The organism is Acinetobacter sp. P8-3-8 (assembly GCF_000214135.1).
Taxonomy (GTDB): Bacteria; Pseudomonadota; Gammaproteobacteria; order Pseudomonadales; family Moraxellaceae; genus Acinetobacter.
Map to the genome: position 1 here is coordinate 1 of NZ_AFIE01000059.1, position 16,738 is coordinate 16,738.

22 protein-coding genes are annotated in these 16,738 nt (G+C 43.0%); 1 reads left to right on the forward strand and 21 read right to left on the reverse strand.

Translation table 11 applies throughout. The annotated features are described in order from the left end of the window. The 4 genes from GGG_RS19930 to GGG_RS21180 all read right to left on the reverse strand — a co-directional run. Positions 1 to 2,670 (reverse strand): hypothetical protein (locus GGG_RS19930; protein WP_010116819.1); only part of this gene is annotated, 2,670 nt, incomplete at its 3' end. Between the two features lie 65 nt (positions 2,671 to 2,735). Next, positions 2,736 to 3,062 carry a hypothetical protein gene (locus tag GGG_RS0116425; protein WP_010116821.1) on the reverse strand — a complete coding sequence of 109 codons (327 nt, stop codon included), beginning with the start codon at positions 3,060 to 3,062 and terminating at the stop codon, positions 2,736 to 2,738. A gap of 74 nt (positions 3,063 to 3,136) precedes the next feature. Continuing rightward, positions 3,137 to 4,093, reverse strand: coding sequence for a KilA-N domain-containing protein (locus GGG_RS0116430; protein ID WP_034599800.1), 957 nt, complete (start codon positions 4,091 to 4,093; stop codon positions 3,137 to 3,139). An 80-nt stretch (positions 4,094 to 4,173) separates the two neighbouring features. Then, the gene (locus tag GGG_RS21180; protein WP_004645309.1) at positions 4,174 to 4,329 is read right to left on the reverse strand and encodes a hypothetical protein; all 156 of its coding nucleotides are present in this window, start codon (positions 4,327 to 4,329) and stop codon (positions 4,174 to 4,176) included. Positions 4,330 to 4,439: 110 nt separating this feature from the next. On the opposite strand from GGG_RS21180, the gene GGG_RS0116440 reads away from it, so the two are divergent. Further along, the gene (locus GGG_RS0116440; protein WP_010116826.1) at positions 4,440 to 4,763 is read left to right on the forward strand and encodes an Arc family DNA-binding protein; all 324 of its coding nucleotides are present in this window, start codon (positions 4,440 to 4,442) and stop codon (positions 4,761 to 4,763) included. A gap of 49 nt (positions 4,764 to 4,812) precedes the next feature. On the opposite strand, the gene GGG_RS0116445 is transcribed toward GGG_RS0116440, so the two are convergent. The 17 genes from GGG_RS0116445 to GGG_RS0116525 all read right to left on the reverse strand — a co-directional run. Then, the gene (locus GGG_RS0116445; RefSeq protein ID WP_010116828.1) at positions 4,813 to 5,886 is read right to left on the reverse strand and encodes a RelA/SpoT domain-containing protein; all 1,074 of its coding nucleotides are present in this window, start codon (positions 5,884 to 5,886) and stop codon (positions 4,813 to 4,815) included. A gap of 147 nt (positions 5,887 to 6,033) precedes the next feature. After that, positions 6,034 to 6,273: a hypothetical protein gene (locus GGG_RS0116450; RefSeq protein ID WP_010116829.1), complete on the reverse strand. Its 240-nt coding sequence runs from the start codon at positions 6,271 to 6,273 to the stop codon at positions 6,034 to 6,036. Positions 6,274 to 6,305: 32 nt separating this feature from the next. After that, positions 6,306 to 6,806 (reverse strand): hypothetical protein, encoded by a 501-nt coding sequence (locus tag GGG_RS0116455; protein WP_010116830.1) that lies wholly within the window; start codon positions 6,804 to 6,806, stop codon positions 6,306 to 6,308. Positions 6,807 to 6,861: 55 nt separating this feature from the next. Further along, positions 6,862 to 7,776 carry a phage tail tube protein gene (locus GGG_RS0116460; protein WP_010116831.1) on the reverse strand — a complete coding sequence of 305 codons (915 nt, stop codon included), beginning with the start codon at positions 7,774 to 7,776 and terminating at the stop codon, positions 6,862 to 6,864. Between the two features lie 66 nt (positions 7,777 to 7,842). Then, positions 7,843 to 8,253 carry a hypothetical protein gene (locus GGG_RS0116465; protein WP_010116832.1) on the reverse strand — a complete coding sequence of 137 codons (411 nt, stop codon included), beginning with the start codon at positions 8,251 to 8,253 and terminating at the stop codon, positions 7,843 to 7,845. Then, positions 8,250 to 8,624: a hypothetical protein gene (locus tag GGG_RS0116470; RefSeq protein ID WP_010116834.1), complete on the reverse strand. Its 375-nt coding sequence runs from the start codon at positions 8,622 to 8,624 to the stop codon at positions 8,250 to 8,252. Before GGG_RS0116470 ends, GGG_RS0116465 begins: the two co-directional genes overlap by 4 nt. A gap of 2 nt (positions 8,625 to 8,626) precedes the next feature. Then, positions 8,627 to 8,992, reverse strand: a complete 366-nt coding sequence (locus GGG_RS0116475; protein ID WP_010116836.1) for a hypothetical protein — start codon at positions 8,990 to 8,992, stop codon at positions 8,627 to 8,629. Then, positions 8,992 to 9,372, reverse strand: a complete 381-nt coding sequence (locus GGG_RS0116480; RefSeq protein ID WP_010116837.1) for a hypothetical protein — start codon at positions 9,370 to 9,372, stop codon at positions 8,992 to 8,994. Before GGG_RS0116480 ends, GGG_RS0116475 begins: the two co-directional genes overlap by 1 nt. 2 nt (positions 9,373 to 9,374) lie before the next feature. After that, a complete protein-coding gene (locus GGG_RS0116485; RefSeq protein ID WP_010116839.1) occupies positions 9,375 to 9,680 on the reverse strand; it encodes a HeH/LEM domain-containing protein in 306 nt (101 codons plus the stop codon). Positions 9,681 to 9,690: 10 nt separating this feature from the next. Beyond that, a complete protein-coding gene (locus tag GGG_RS0116490; protein ID WP_227500509.1) occupies positions 9,691 to 10,443 on the reverse strand; it encodes a coat protein in 753 nt (250 codons plus the stop codon). Positions 10,444 to 10,697: 254 nt separating this feature from the next. Then, positions 10,698 to 11,420: a hypothetical protein gene (locus GGG_RS0116495; protein ID WP_010116843.1), complete on the reverse strand. Its 723-nt coding sequence runs from the start codon at positions 11,418 to 11,420 to the stop codon at positions 10,698 to 10,700. Between the two features lie 78 nt (positions 11,421 to 11,498). Beyond that, the gene (locus tag GGG_RS0116500) at positions 11,499 to 11,726 is read right to left on the reverse strand and encodes a hypothetical protein (RefSeq protein WP_004645325.1); all 228 of its coding nucleotides are present in this window, start codon (positions 11,724 to 11,726) and stop codon (positions 11,499 to 11,501) included. Further along, entirely contained in the window at positions 11,723 to 12,844 is a 1,122-nt protein-coding gene (locus tag GGG_RS0116505) for a minor capsid protein (protein ID WP_010116849.1), read from the reverse strand. The genes GGG_RS0116500 and GGG_RS0116505 overlap by 4 nt, the downstream gene beginning before the upstream one ends. Beyond that, positions 12,810 to 14,255 (reverse strand): DUF4055 domain-containing protein, encoded by a 1,446-nt coding sequence (locus GGG_RS0116510; RefSeq protein ID WP_010116851.1) that lies wholly within the window; start codon positions 14,253 to 14,255, stop codon positions 12,810 to 12,812. Before GGG_RS0116510 ends, GGG_RS0116505 begins: the two co-directional genes overlap by 35 nt. After that, a complete protein-coding gene (locus tag GGG_RS0116515) occupies positions 14,256 to 15,746 on the reverse strand; it encodes a terminase (RefSeq protein ID WP_010116853.1) in 1,491 nt (496 codons plus the stop codon). 12 nt (positions 15,747 to 15,758) lie between these two features. Further along, positions 15,759 to 16,271 (reverse strand): terminase small subunit, encoded by a 513-nt coding sequence (locus tag GGG_RS0116520; protein WP_010116856.1) that lies wholly within the window; start codon positions 16,269 to 16,271, stop codon positions 15,759 to 15,761. A 4-nt stretch (positions 16,272 to 16,275) separates the two neighbouring features. Continuing rightward, positions 16,276 to 16,738, reverse strand: a 463-nt coding sequence (locus GGG_RS0116525; protein WP_010116858.1) for a recombination protein NinB, incomplete at its 5' end; no start/stop codon positions are given.

Genomic DNA, 16,738 nt, shown 5'->3' on the forward strand with positions numbered 1-16,738 from the left:
TTGATCCGATTGGTTGGATTGTGTTGTTACGCCTGAGTCGGTGACATGAACAGTGATATTTACATCGCCCGAGCTAGAGCTATTACCACCACCCGAATTAATCGCACTCACAGCACCCATACCAACACGGTGAGTATCTGCAACCAGTCCACCTGTCGCATAACCTCGACGAATCGACTTGCGCAAATCCTCAAAGCCTTGTGGGCCACCTAGAGCCTTAACTTCCTCTTGGGTTAAAACACCTTCGCCTTTATGAACGACGCCTGCTGGTTCGTATTTACCACCGTGGCCTGTGTAGCCACCGTTAGCGAAGCCTTTAGGAGTGGCTGCCTCAATAGCAGATTGCAATACCCCCGTCTCTATTGTGGCCATTGTCACCGCGCCCATGTTGTAAGGGAACGGTGCAGAGGCCCATGCAGCAGAGATTGCAGTGTAGCCATTCATAATGGCTTGTGCTAAGTTGAAACTTTTTTGGATAGAGTAAAGCGCAGCATAAGCTGAGCTTGACCGATCCACCAAACCCATTAAAGACCCAGTAAGACCCGAAAATGCTTGAACCTGCATGCTTGCTTGCTGCATAACCAAAGCCTTTGTAGCTTCGTTATGCTCAGCGTCAATTTCTTGCAATCTTAGCTTATGGGCTTTGTAGGCGTCCTCAATTAACTCTTGGCGCTCTTTCTCTTGATCTGGTGCGCTATACTCATCCTGAATACGACCAACACTATCAGCCAAGAGAGTGTTATTCTTCCTCTTGCTAGTATCAGTATAAGTGTCAAGTTCTTTTGTTTTATATACTAAACTATCACGCCCATATCTAGCTGCGACACTCATTAGTTCCAGATTGACTTGCGAACTTTTAATACGGTCAGCAAAGTCTCGTTTAAAAGAATCGAGTTTTTCTTTCTGAGCAGCTCGGTATGACTCAACATCCCGATCATATGCCTCTTTAGCCTTCCTGAGATAAAGTTCACGATTTGCAGGGTCATTAACAAACCCCTTCTCGATCTCTTCTTTTGATTTATTGTAATCAATAAGAAGTCTTTCCTCTCGAGTTGCATACTCTCGTATTACTCCCTCTTTAGCTCTTTCGATTTCAGCTTGCAACCGTTCGGCTTCACGTTTTTGCTGTTCGGCCAATCGCTTGGCTTCATTTACTGCCTTGTTGGTTTCTGCCTTGCTAGACTTTGGTGCTTTAGCGGTTGGAAAGAGATTGTTGTTTTGCTCCGCACCACCACCAACACCCCCACCTTGCTCTCTATTGTATTTTAATTGAGCGTTACGGTTAGCAATTATAGCTTTGGTTAAAGCATCGTACTGACCAGTTTTAGCGTTAACAATGTTGCTCATGGAGTTGAATCCATTGGCTGTATTGCTCATCATGCTGCTTGTAGTGTCTACCGCATTATTATACGTCCCCTTAACCGCACCCCATAAAGCCTGACCCTTTCCTTTAAGGGTGTCAGCATTTGAGAAATTGACTGCTGCCTGACCAATAATCTTCATATGGTTGATAGCGCCAGCCATAAAGGTAACGAGGTTTTGAATTCCAGTCGCAAGACCAATAATTAAAACCGAAGTCCCTTTTGCAATTGTTCCAATAGTCTCAATAACCCCGCCAAATTGGGCGCCCTCTACCGATCCATTCATGAAGTATGAGAGGAGCTCACTTAGAGTCGGCATCATTTGAGATGCCAATTCACCCTTAAATGAAGAGAACCTCATTTGAAGAGATTCTGTTTGAGCGGTCAACTCAATGGATTTCTGAATAGCCTCTTCACCCGTGAGAATTCCAGCCTCTTCCATTGCTTTCTGGTAGTCTTTCCAAAGCTTCCCGCCATCCATTAACAGCGGTGCTAGTGCGGTTAAGTCAGAACCCATAGACTCAAGGTAGAATGACATCTCCTTTTGGTTTACGCCCGCTTCTTCTAGCTTATCAACATAGGTTTGAAGTGCGTCAATGCCGTCCATTTTCGACATTTCTTCAGCAAGCTTCTTGGCACCTTCAGCACCATCTTCCGTCTTGACAGCAATTTGCTCAAAGAAATCTACAGCTCCGCCCGCACCAATGGAATTAAATTCACCGATTTTTTCATTGAAATCTTTCAACATGTCGGCTGTCTTTTCTTGCGTCACGCCGAATGTTGCAGCAGCACCAGATAAACCCTGAAAATTGGCAATAGATGTATTTGCAATTGCTGAAAAACGCGCAAGCTCAACATTACCTCTAGCAACCTCCATGGTCATGCTTGCAAGGTAGCCACTCGCTACAGCAACACCACCAACAAAAGCACCTGCAAGTGAAGCACCAACAAGTAGCGCACCACCACTCAAACCAGATAGTTTTGTAGATAAACCCTGTATGTGTGAGCCAAACTTCCCATCATTTGCAGCTTGAGCTATTGTGTTTCTCAGCTCGCCCATTTTCCCTGATGTGGTCTTTGCTTCATTTCCAGCAGTTGAAATGCTTTTAGATAAATCGTCAACTTTTTTGGCAGATGATTTAGACTTATCCCCAGCATCAGAAATAACCTTGGCAGTGTCTTTAACTGATTTTTCTGTTTTATCACCCTGAGTTTCCACATCCTTTAAAGACTTGGTAACATCATCAGCGCCCTTTTTGGCTTTCACTGTGTCGATGACAATCTCTAAGCGACTTTGTTGTGCGGTCATGGTAACTCCTAAATTTTGGCAATAAAAAACCCCGCTTTCGCGAGGTTTCCTGTAAATAGCAATTCTTACTTTGTTTCTAGGCACTCTAATGCCAATTGATTAGCGAAATTTTCTATGATCTGCTGCTTGTTTTCATTGGAATCACTGATAGGGGTTTTATATGCTGCAATAACCAAATCTTTGTTTAGCTGCTGCACATCCTCATCATCCACACCAGCAATAGGCTTTATGGCTTCAGCTATTGGCATCCCCATCTGTCTTGATTCCATTACTGTTTTTGCTAACTCGTAAACCAAAGGACACATCTTGACATAATTTCCAATTGGCACTTCCGACTCGGCGTTAATGCCCGCTGAGCAGACCAAGCTAAATGCAAGTAGTATTTTTCTCATACCCCACCCCATATTTGTTATGGGAACAAGATACTAATTCCAGCACAAAAAAACCACCCGAAGGTGGTTTGTGTTTATTTAGTTAGGCGTTTGACTGCTGCTTCAATAATATCAGGCAGTAATTCTTTCTTTGGCCCTTCTCGATCACCAATCATTTTTGCAATATTCTGATCATCTAATATCCACGCATTACTTGGTACAAATTGAATCTCAGGCTTACCAGTCTGATAACCAACAGTAAGCAGCATTCGCTGACCCTGAACAATACGTGTTACCACAGCCCGAGCAATAGTCTCTTTATCAAAAACTGGAAACTCTGGAACATTACCTTTAAGTCTCTTAAGTTCTTCACACAAGCTATATATCCAGTCATGTACTTTATTGGTAGTATCCGCTGCCAACAATTCAAGCGACCTTTGCTCTGGATCAATTCGCTCAATTTTAGGAATGTACTCACCAATTAAGTGATGGACATATTCAACCGCTACTGGAATTTGATCATATGGAATTTCTTCAATATGCTTCACACCAAACCGCTGATGAATTAACCCATAAGCATCTGGATAGTTCAAAAATTTAGATTTAGCCACCAAAAGATTAACTGCATCTTTTAAAGGTACTCGTTCTTGCTTGGTGGTCTTGTCTTCAATTTTAAGTTGCTCTGATTTACTACCTAAAGCTTTCATCACCATCGCATCATAAGCACGAATCACCATCAAATGGAATTTTGCAGAAATCCACATTGCGTATGCGTAAACCATTTCCTTGACTGCATATGTACCGCGGTTATTACCACCATTGATCACTTTTACAGCACTTCTCATATCTGAGAACTGCTCTATTTCATTTATTAACTCTTGCGTTTGCTCAACTCGTAAAAAGTTTGATGGCTTATGCTTAGCTAGATTTCCACTAGCCTTGTGTAAGTCAGCAAGTGAGTAGCGACCCTCCTCATCCTGACGAATTGAAAACTCACCAATAACCAACGGTTGAGTATTTGGATTTACTAGATTTTGTGTTAAACTAGACATAGTTAATATTCCTTTGTTGACAGCAACTAGACCTTGCATTTGATTGGTAGTCGGGCAAGGTTTTTTTGTGCCTGTGGTTTTCATGCTTTCGCACTCTTGTGTTTTTCTACCAATAATTTAACTGCTTCATTCATAAGATAAACGATTGATCTTTTATCCTCTTTAGCAATCAGCTTGAGTTCTTTGTGCAGTTCGCTATCTAGGCGGCCTTTCACATAAACAAATTCTTCTTTCACTTCTCTCTCCAATGTCCCCATTTTGGGTACAAATCAATAGTACCCATTTCGGGGTTATTGGTCAATCCCCAATTTGGGGTTATTATCCATTTTATTTAAAAGCCATAATTATGACTGAAGATCAAAGTGCAGTAGTTACGCTTAAAGTGCGTGTAACTCCTGAGTTTCGAGAGAAAATTGTTAGCACAGCCAAAAATAACAATCGATCAATGAACCAAGAAATAGTTGCTCGCCTAGAGGAAAGTTTTACTTCTGGATTAGTTGCATCTGACCCGTATAAGAGAATGCTCTTAGCTGTCATTGCAGGTATTTTGGCTGAACAAGCTGATAGAGAAAAACCTTCATTCAAGGAGGCAATCGATCGAATAGTTAAAGCTATAATGATTGATGAAAATACTTTGCAAAACAGGTTGGGCACCAAAAAAGCACCCTAAGGTGCTTTTCTTTTGGCATTAAAAAACCACTCCGGGGAGTGGCTTTGTTTTAAGCATCTAAATACTTCTTAAATGCTGACTGCATCTCTTTGATGAATTGATTAGTATCCAAGAAGTAGTTTGGATAAGCTTTTTTAATCGCCTTCAAATCACCCACAGATACCAATACCACATCTACATCTGGATCACCTTTAACTTTCGCCTCAAGTGATGCATAAAAAGTCTTAGCTAGATCTTCTTGATTTTTGGAAAAAGGCATTACATCCACCTTCCAAGCATCTTCGTCTCTATATAGTCTTAAAATATGATACGCATACTTACTATTAGAAGTTGACTCAATGTGCTTAGCGGTAATTGCGATTCCCTTAAGTTTCTTGAAGATTTGCAGCTTTTCTTCAATTTCTTTTGCTTGATGCGCAATCTCATTTGGGGTGAGTTCTGCAAATTCCGGTAGCATCGGGGTTTGCTCTTTTATTGAAAAAAGTGCGCTGCTCAACTTAAAAAAATGCTTATGATCTTCAGAGCCAAAACCAGACTTTATAGATGCTTTTTCAATTACCCCAAGAGTCTCAACAGCTGTTGCCCAAGAGTGCTGTAATTTAGTCCTTATTTGCAACTCAATACTTAAGCCATCCAGTTCTGTGTGATCTCTACTCTTGTAAATAAATATCTGATGCAGGCTACGATAACCATCAGGCTTTGGTTTTTGAATATAATCATCACAAGGGAGTTTCGGCTCATGGCTAAATCTTTTGTTTATGTGGATCAAGTCATTGTGCAGTCGGTAAACATCCTGAATGCTAGGCAAAATCACCCTTAGCCCACCAATGTCCTGCATTCGAGCCAAGTTCATTCCAGGATATCGCTTCAATTTAGAGACAATTGATGGCAATCGCTTAAGTCTTTGCGCCACAGTTGAGTCTCTAAATTTCAACTCGCCACATCTTCTTCTCAAGGTTTTTTGAAAAGTATCAATTGGGTATGTATGTAAAGAACGCCATGCGGTTAGCACTTTAAAGGCTTCTATTTTTTCAGCTTCACTAGCTTCTGAGCTGATTAAAGTATTACCCGCTCGTCTTAAGACATTTGTACCTGGTACAACTATTTTTTCTGAGCCACTCATAACCAATACCTGGTATTCGATTTGACTATGAGATTAACATATTTTTTAATTTGGTGTTTTTAATTTTTAATAAATTTATGTTTTTCATCGTAAATTTAATGATATTTATTTTGTCTTAAGATATCTAAAACTAAAAAAGAAACCAACTCACGCTGATTTCTTACTCATCTTCTTATACGCTTCATCAATAAACCGATTATCCAGATCAAAGATGACCGCATTGAAAATATAACGCTCTACTGGTAGCTCGTATTGCTCACAATAAGCATTAAGGTCGGCAATGCTTAAGGCTAGTGGTGTGCCTTGCTCATATCGACGTGAGCGTGAAATGACGTTGTAGGCTTCAATTAAGGCATTGGCTGTATAGCTATACTCAGGCTTTTTCACCTCTTTGGGTGGTTGTCTACCTAATGCTTCAGCTATTGCGCGTTGTTTTTGGTTGTGCTCACTCGCTTCTTCTTCACTGGCGAATTGGATGTATTCGTAGAGTTCTCGGACTTTCCCAGAGCTTCACGCTTTTTTTTATCAACTTCAATTTGGATTCGCTGTGATTGAGTAATCACCCATATGCCTAGCTTCATCCCATACTCATCATCATCAGCCGTTTTCCCATAAGCAAGCAAGTCGTGAGCTAGTTGTGCTGAATATTCAAACTGTGCAGGAATATCACGCCAATCTAAAACTAAATACTTGCCAACAATGCCACTGAATACACGATTAGATTGCTCAACAAACTCGTCAGTAATTAAGGTGCCACTTTCTCGCACCATGCGCTCTTTTTGCTGATGACTGTCTTGCATGTACTGGAATGAAGGACGATTAATTCCCGCTATAAGATATTCGCCACCATCTGGATGAGGCACCCACTCCGATGGATGTTTTTCAGTGCTTAATGAATCTTTTGAGATGGTAATTTGCATTTTCTTTCCCGCTAAGTGATTTTTTTACTTATTACCGCCCGAAGGCGGCTATTGATTAAACTTTAGGTGTGCGCGTAAGTGTTGGTGCCTGATCCACAACCGTGTATTCAAATGTGGTGTTCAGGATGTCGTCTTTACCACCAGTTGCAAGCGATGCTTTAAGCTCAACTTTAGGAATATTTAAAACGTATTTATTCCCTGCTGTATCCGTGATTGGAATCGATAGCGAAATCGTTGCGTTTGTAAATTGGCCCTCATAAAGCTCAGCCGCCTTAGTAGACCAAGCCATAGTAAAGCTACCTGTACCCTTGGCTGACATTTCAAGAATTGCACCGACCTCAAGACCAGCACCCAAACATTTTTGTACTTGCATTGAGTTATCCCAATTGAATGAGAATGCTGTAATGCAGGCTGTGCCTTTAACTGATGCCCCATCGACAAGTAAATCACCGACAGAGATATTCGACATACGCGGATTTGATGATGCAGGTGTAATCGTTCCAGCGGGTGCCACTGCTGCTGGGGTTCGCTTAGTACCCATGAAGCCGAAGGTTAGACCGATCAGCCCCGATTCAGGAATATCAATTCCGAATGTATTTACATGCAAGCCTGAAAAGGTGTGATAGTTCGCAATGTCGGTATAACCAAGCAACACGCTGAATGTCTGGCGATTGGTGCCACCAAAAGTCAGAACATTGGTCGCCCAAGCATTAAAAGCTGCTGCTGCCATTAGATCATCATACGCACCATACTGAGCTTCTGCGCTCAATTCGCCTGAATACTCCGCCGAAGTAATCATGGATGATTGCTGCAATCGGTTATCCGTAATTGATGCTGACTCTGTTTTTTCGACACTTTGGTTTAATGAAATATCAGTAAATGCCAAGGTTTGACGTGCAAATGGCGAAGGCACTGTTCCAATAACAGTTTCCTTTGCAATCTGCACTAATTGTTTTGCGCCCGAACTCATGGTTTTCTCCTATTCAAGGCATAAAAAAACCACCTTTCGGTGGCATTGGTTTTGGTTGGATTTAAGCTAGTTCACTCGGAACTCAGCTCTAATTATTTTTGCGTAAAAATCTTGATCATCCATGCTTTGTGGTGCGTGGACTTTATAGACTTCAAGATGAGATACACCAAAGGATTGTAGAAATGAACGCCAAGCATCACATAAGGCGGTCATAGCAAGAGCCCCGTCATTCCTTGGTGTGAAGCACTGGATTGAAATAATGCCGTAATCTCGAATACACGGACCATTACCAATCGCTACCACCCGACTATCAGCGTACTGTACAAAAACTTTACACCAAGGTTTGTTGGTTGGCGCTTTGAAGTGCTGACCTCTTCCTAGTGGTTGGCTTTCAATGCGGAGATTGGCTTTCTCTACACCAGTGAATTGACCGATCTTTTTATAAATTTCAGTTTCAGCCTGAGTGAGTGTCATCATTTGTATTTACTCGCAACTGATTGGTAGGACAGTGCGTAAACACCATTGGGGGCTTGCTGACTCCAGCCATTTTCTAAACGTGTGCCGTATGGACTCAATGTTTGGATATACACAAGACCGCCTATTTTCGCTGTAGACGCTACTTTTAAGCCTTCTGATAGTGTTGCACCACCTGATAGGTCAAAGCCTTTCTCATACGTGCCTTGCGGTGAATCAAGCGTGACTTTATGCGATGCCCTGTATTCACCATCCATGACAGGTGAGCGTACAACGACTTGCTGAAGTGTTTCGCCTACAATCTTTTTGAGATGGTCATCTACATTCTTCACCACCTCAAGCGCAAAATTAGTCGGTTTGTTTTTCCACGCCATGGCTACACCTTTCTAAGTTGGCAGGTCCAGATACTTGATGTTGGGTCTGCTCCAATATTCACCACTTTAAAATCGCCTTTACTGGTAGCCCAAACATCATCAATCTGTGGTACAGCGGTTACTTCATTTTGCAGAACAATCGCTTTTGCATCTTCGGCTTGATAGTCGGCAGGCTTCACCAAGTCTTTTAAATAATTACCAAGAACGCCACGCCCTGAATATGATTCACTGCCCACGACTGGATAAGTTTGTGTTTCAAAATCAAACTCTCCCGAGTAGATCGGTTTTTCACAGGTGAAGGTGTCGACAGCATCGGCTAGATCCTCATCGAATGCGGCTGCGAGTTCGGCTTGTAATTCTTCTCTCATCACTTCACCATAAATGTATTAATTGCAAAGCCTTTTAAGAGGTATGGACTCAGCAAGTCATCAATGAATGTCATTGTTGAACTCTTGCCTTCCTCTTTCCCAGCCACATAGGTTTTGGAAACGCTTGTGCCTGATTGAGCTGACACTGTTTTAGATGCTACAACGCCATCCGCACGATCTTTATATAGCTCACCTTTAGCAGCCAACTGTGCAGCATAAGCCCCTGCAAGTAATACATCTTCTGGGATTACTTCAAATTGACGCAAACGCTTGGCACGAAGCCAAGCATTCGCTTGAGTAACTGCGAGATTAGCGTCACCAGATCCAGCCCAATCTGGGCCAAGGCTTTGAGTGACTGAATCAATAGTGACGTAATTCATAGTTATTCCTGTTCTAATAGAGCTACTAAATCAGCCTTTTTTGCATCAGCAGGAATTTCAATTCCTTTTGCTACAAGCTGCTCTTTGAGTTTTTCAACCGTTAGAGCATTGAAGTCAGTTGGTTGGGTGCTATCACTAGCACCTTCTGTACCACCGCCATTTTTACCAGCATCATCATCTTTAGGTGGTGTGCTTGAACCTGTAGATGATCCAGATGCTTTGCCTGATGCCTTTTTAGGTTGCTGAACCTTAAATCCAGCAACTACGTCTTCCCAGCGGGTTTTCTTTTCGCCTTTACCAATAGCCATGTTTAGCTCCTTACTTGGTTAGAATGAATGCCAATGGAATGGCTTTGCGGTCATAGACACGTGTCCAGTTTGCAGCCAGAGCAAGGTCAGCCCATGATGCAGAGACTGCCGGATCTTCCGTGCCATTACCCGTGATGGTTTCGCTAGTGAAGCTGTAGCCAAGCGGGTGAATGAATGTCTTACGACGAGACCAAATTGTTTCGACACCACCACCGTTTGCTTCTTCGTCTTTATAAGAAACAGTTTGAGCATTGTCTGGCTGACCAAAGCCATAACCAATCGCACCAGCACCCAGCAAGATTGAAAGATACTGACCTGAAATCATCGGCATACCATCATCTTTGATGAGACGCTTACCTTGGTAGGTAGCAATCTGAGTTTTAGCATCCGAATGCTCAACAAACTCAATCAGGTTTTGCTTTTGAAGGTCTGCATACTTTTTAGAGTGAACCACTAAAGCGCCTAAGCCCTCATCGCTATCACCCATGGTTGCACCAGCATCAATGATGATATCGGCATCCAGAGTACCAACCGCATCCGATACCACCATGTCGCTTGAATGGTTGGCTACGTTGTCAACATACACACCCAAAACGGATGCAATTAGACGACGCTGTACTTGACGCTGCCAGTAACGGTTTAATTTGCGACCTACTGCAGCAAGTGGATCTTGTGCAGTTAATTCCTTCACAAGGTTTGCAGCCGCCCAGCCTTCGTTCAGGTGAGCAATACGAGCTTTCATCACACCAGTGTTCAGCGCCAACGGAACGGCTTTATCAGCTGGGTTGTCGTTGCTGTAGTTTGGTTCGATAGATGCGTCCAGATCATTCCAGTACGGAACTTCCTGAATCGCAGTGCGTGCATTCAGCAATTGGCTAAATTCGTTATTGGTGACCAATACACCAGAATCAGCAAATGCAGTTTTTTCAAGGGAATCACGATCAATGTAGCTTGCCAAAAGGTCGCGGTTATAAATATCTGTAAGGCGAACTGATGCCATAAGATTAATACTCCAAATTATTTATTAAATTCGCCATTGTCTAAAGCAACCTTGAACCCTGACGGGTCACGTAATTGCCACTCTTGACGTTCGGCAGTTGTCATTTCGCTTGGTTTTTTAGTAGCACCGCCACCTTGACCACCAGAAGCCCCACTTCCTGATGCGTTCGACGCACGAATCAAAGGCTTGAATGCCTCATTCGCACGAAATTCTTTTTCTAAATCTTCAATGCTCAATGCACTTGGCTTGCCCTGCAAATCAAGAACACGGATTTTGATTTCACCATCTACAGTTTCAACCTGTAGGCGATTGCTAATATGTGGAAGTAAAACTGAATCACTACCTGGTACAGCTAACTTTGCTGCCAGTTCAGTAGCTTTACTTCCAACTGTTAATTTGTAGACCTGTGCTTCAAGTGACTGTTTTTCGTTTAACAGCTCGGTTTCGCGTGCTGTGAATTTTTCACCCCATGACTTTTCCAAAGCTTCGATATTGCCGTTCTTACGGGCATTTTCTTCCGCTTCTTTTCGGGCATTCTCTTCCGCTTCTTTGCGCTTTTGCTGTTCCGCTTTCTTTTCAGCAAGCAGTTCATCAACCTTTTTACGCAAGCCCTCATCGCTGTGTTGTTGAGGTTGTGGAATGCCTTTTACTTTTAGGACGAATTTGCCGTCCTTTTCTTCATAAAAAGCTTTCTGTGATTCTTCTAAGCCCTCTAGGCTATCGAGTTCATATTCAAACATGCTGCTCTCCGAGCGATTGTGCAGTCACAAACTGCGGGCATAAAAAAAGACCCGTTTGGGTCTAGGTTTGGATTTGGTTTATTTGCGCTGATTGCTCAACTCAATATCTTTTTGATTAATTGAGCTTCGCATAACAGGTGTCTTTTTCTTAGGTGGTATCTGGAAGGTTGCAGTCACAATCGTCATTCCATCCACACTACACTCAGCACTAACATTTGACTGAATACCTATCTCTTGTTTGGTTTCGGCATCCACAAGTACAAATTGATTGGTGCCTTCAATAAGCTTTAATTCAACGTCTTTCATAATCCCAACTCCTTAAACGTTTTAGCATCCAGCGCCTTCAACTCATCCAGCGTGTACTTAGCGCCTTGCGGATCGACAAACTTATCAATGTTGTAATTGCCTTCTTTGTAGAGCTTGTAACGCGATGGGCCGAGCCATTCTTTCTGAAAAAACTCATCAGTCTGGTCGAAAAACTTCTTAAATGATGTATTGGCATCCAGTTGGCCAATAATCCCCTCGCGTTGGTCTTTCGGGATATCACGCACCTTACGCTCATCCATCACAAAAGGACGTTTGCCAGCAATATCACCATCTTCATCACAGCCAACCAGTACAGACCTGCAGTTATAATGAAGTGGTGGTTTTGGATAGGCCTTATTAATGTCGTACACATTGGCATCCAGTGAGGCGCATTGCTTGGAGGTGCGACCATCCAAGGTGCTGACGAATTTCACATGAGTGAAACCTAGAGCTTTCCAGGTATCATCATATGAGATATTCGCCACATGACTTCGCGCAGTCCTGACAGTTCGCTCAATCTCAACCTTGGTCGCATCCCAGATACCACCAACATAAGCGTACTGATTGCCTACCTTGGTTCGCTTGCCACGGATGCGAGTAATGATTTCCTGATTCGTCTGTCCTTGATTGATACCATCACGAATAGCATACTCAACCTGCTTTCGAGCCTTATCTAACACAAAGCCAAACATCTCATTAATGAGCTGACCGCCTGCCAATGGAGTAGACTTCGCTTTTTTATAAAGCTGTTCACCACTGACCGAGGCTGCTGCGCCTGTCATTAATTGACTGACATACGATGCTTCATACACCGCCATGCTAACCGCTGACTGGTGAAAGGTTTCTGGTACATCGACTGAAATCTCTTTAAATCGGTCATTCAGTAGGGTGCGGATTTCTTTCAATTGATCAGTAGTGTATTGACCACTCGCCAATGCGATCTTTTCAGCCTCAGACAGGTTTTCAAGCAGTTCCCTTAACTCTGACACCATCTTATTGGATAGGCCGTAGAATCGGCTTAAAACCTCATTTACGGCTTGTGTTGATGCTCGATAGCTATAAGCTGAATGTTGGCTTAAGGCATTAAGTATTGCTTTCTGTGCTATTTGGTCGTTCATAGTTCATACCCGGTAAAGCACTGGCCGTTTCAGCTTCGATCCGCTGTTCTTCTTCCTTATAATCAATTTCAGGAACTTTGCCAGTCGTGCGGATTGTGTGGAAGGTTTGACGGCTCAATTTACCTTGCTGCACCAACTCGTTATAGAACTTCAGTGAATCCAGTGACAGCTTACCTTTTGCGAAGTCTTGCTTAATTGTGAACTTGGCTTTATCACCAGAACCGAAGTACTTGGCACAACAGCGTAAAACTACCTCAGACGCTTCATTGAGGTTTGCCACACATAACGACAAGACAGAATATTTCGCCATCGATTCATTGTTTGATTCGGTTGCAGTTTTCACCACTTGATTTTCCTCAAGAAGTTTTGCACCTAAAGCTTTCATGTGCTTCTCTTTGGCTTCCATTGCCTCTTTGGCAATCATCTGTTCCTCTGCCTGAGCAAAGGTGAATGTCGCCCCCGTTGGAAGCATCAAAGGAGTTGTAGAGCCTAGCATTACACCATTTTCTTGCAGCCAGTCGCGCCAATCAGTATCAAGACCAGTCATCACTGGTTGAATCTGACCGCAAAGGAACACACTGTTCTCGTACTCAGCCGAGTTGTGATAGTGCGCAATATTCATCAAAGCTAGTGACTCAAGCGGGATATTATCAATCTCCCAATCATTCGCCACCGAGCCAATCGGGATAAACGGAATCTCATTCCACTTGGCACCATTTGCATCAGTTGGATAATACGGTTTGCTATCAGCTAGCAGGGTGCCAGTGCGATCAGAATAAACCTGAACACAATATTCACCATTCGGATCCAGTCGCAATACCCGGTAGAGTTGAATCTCTTTTAAGCTGAACTCATCATTCGGATCGACAATAGAATCCTTCTCAGCAAGAACCACCAAAGCTGTTTTGAAGTGAGCACCAACCTTACGCACACCCCAGTTGATAATGCTTAAGGTTTTGTAGTGCACTACAGTCGGCAGAATACCTAAACGTTCTACCTCAGCAACCGAGGTCGCACCATCTGTCTGCGGATAATCCACAAAGAGACCGCCACGGCCAGCATCAAGCAATCCACCTAAAGCACTTTGCATCAAGTGGTAGTAAGACTTGCCAGTACCATCGGCATTGTACTTCAGGAAGTCCATGCCATCGGGATCAAAGTTTGGATCTTCCGAAAAGGCAATCCCAATCAATTCCTGTTTAGTGTCTTTGGTGATTTCATACAGCACAGCACGATCACGATAAGCCTGATTGCGTAAATCATTCTCACGCTGATCCTTGCTCACATTGATTTCAGGCAGATATAAAGCGCCTGCCTTTTTCACTGCATTTGCACCATCACATAGATCGTGAACGACCTTCCAGCGGCCTTCAAATTCAGCATATTTAGGATGTTTTGAATTGACTGCCATTTAGTACACCGTGCTTAATGAAATAGTTTTTGGTTGAATCTTCTTCGACATCGCCACAGCAAAATATCTAAATCCATCGGCACCATGCGAAGTATGGTCATGCAGGGGCTTATCTTTCCAGCAGCCCTTCTTGTCATCCCACTCTTTGCGGTAGTTTTCCAAATGAGAAATACCTTCTCCACACTTGGTTTCATCAAACTCACATCGCGGTAAGATTTCACGGGCCAATTCAATACCATCCATGATTCCAATATTGGGAACCACTTGGAAACGAACTGAATATTTCACCCCGTCAATCTCATAACCCTCTTTGGCAATGTCTAAACGAGACTTACCGTCATTCATTAATGAACGGTTTTGAATATCGTGTGGAGCGTAATGCGCTGAGTAGTTATAACCACGATCTTTCAGAACTTTGAAGTAATGACGCATGCCTTCACCTGAGTTTTCGTAGTAATCAATCACTTGATAGCGGTCTTCACCGATCTTGCGAATGAACCAGATCACCATGGAATCCGATACACCTAAATCCCAGAAGGTCATCACATCCAAATGAGAATTATCAGGTAATTGACCAATACGGCCATTCTCGTACAAGAACTTGAATTGCTTCTTGTAGTAAGCGCCCTCTACTGATTGAGCAAACGCCTCAGATGGAATAGATGGATACTCACGCTTAATATCTTCACCGAGCGTTTTCTCTTTTTGCCAGTACCATTGCTGCTGCTCTGGCGTGGTATGAATGTTGTATTTAGCTTTTAGCTCAGCAAAGTAATCTTTTAGGCGCTGTGGAATTTCTGTCGTTACGGGTAGCGAGTAGTCTTGGTTTTTCCACCATGAGAAGAAAAAGAACTTCCAGTCTAGGATGCCAAGCGTTCTGCCTTGTAGTTGCAACTTCTCAGCGGTCTGGCAATAGTCATAGAAATAACCAGACTTACCTTCGGCGGTAGACTCAAGGGTAATCTTCCCACCCAAGCCAACTGCTTCAAAAGCACCAGTGACAATCTCACGCGCCTTATCGGGATATTTGGCGCAAATCTTGCCAAACTCGGAAATATGTAACCGCTTAAGCGTTCCCCCACGGAATGAGGTACTGACTGTGACAGATCCACCTTTGGAGAATACAAGCTCCTCTTTGGTCTCAATGCTTAGTGGATTGGCTGCACGTAATGGATGCGGTAACTTCTCATAAGCGTATTTGACCTTTTCCCGAAACAGGCGCTTAGCATCATGTAGGGTATGTGCAATCAAGGCACATTTATCCGACATGAATAATGCGGCATCCAATTGAATGATGCACATCTCGGTGGTAAAGCCAAGCTGACGCGCTTTTAGGATGATGTTTCTCGACCACTCATTTTCAAAGTACTCAAGCTGCTCAAGTGTCATCTTAAACTTGACTTGCTTGCCGTTCTTATCGGTGATGTAGTAGAGATTATTTAGCCGCCAATGCTGATCAATAAGTTTTGCTCTATGCTCAGGTTTAAGCATATGCCCTCCTTATTAATCGCTGCTAAGTTCATCCATCAAGTCAGATAGTGATTGAATCTCAAGTTTCCCTGAGTGCTCCACTTTGTCTTTAAATGCGCCCACAGAGACATGCCTACCTAGTAACTCAAGATTCTTCACCTTGTCAGGCCACTTGATCTTTTTGAGCCAGCCTGCTTCATCTTCAAGGCTAATTGTCTCTATATTTGATATGTACTGACGCCAAGTCTTAGGCCAGTCCTTAATAGGTTTTACATTGCCGTTGTCATCCATGATGTCCAAGACATCCATTTGATCGATTTCAACCAAACGCCTTAAGACATAAGCTGCATCAATTTGGGTTTGTTCAGCACGTTTGTTTTGCGCTTCCTCAATTGCTTTTGCAATGTTAGGTTTTGTGAGGTTTTCGCTTCCAATCTCTTTGGCTGTCTTCTCACTGTACCCAGCACGAATCGCTGCTTGTGTTGCATTTAGGTCTATCAGATATTCTTCGACAAACCTCTGCTGTTTAGGCGTTAGGTTCGCCATATCTTTACTCCTGATAACACCACCTCAAATCATCCGGCACAGTTAAATGCACACCCAACTTCACCACAGCAAAGTCATGCACGTAATTCAAATACTCGGTCATTTGCTTAACTGTCGCCTTGGTTGTACTGCAAAGCCTGATGACCTGCTCACCGATAGCTTTATACTCATCTGGTTCGGTTTGCTTTACCTTAGCAATGGCATGACACATTTCAGCAAACTGCTGGTCATCTCGACGATAGATATAAATCAGAAAGCGTTTCTTAAACTCATAATGCAGTGAATCTTTATCCTGACCAGTCTTTCTTTCAATCTGGCCAAGCCACATCCAATACAAGCGATTCTGTGCAGTGGATCTATCATCCTGTTTCTGATCAATCACCACCCTTAACGGCTTACCCTCATTAATCGCTTGAGTGTAATTAGTGTGCATGTAGTTAATGGCTTTAGTGATATCGGCATGACTT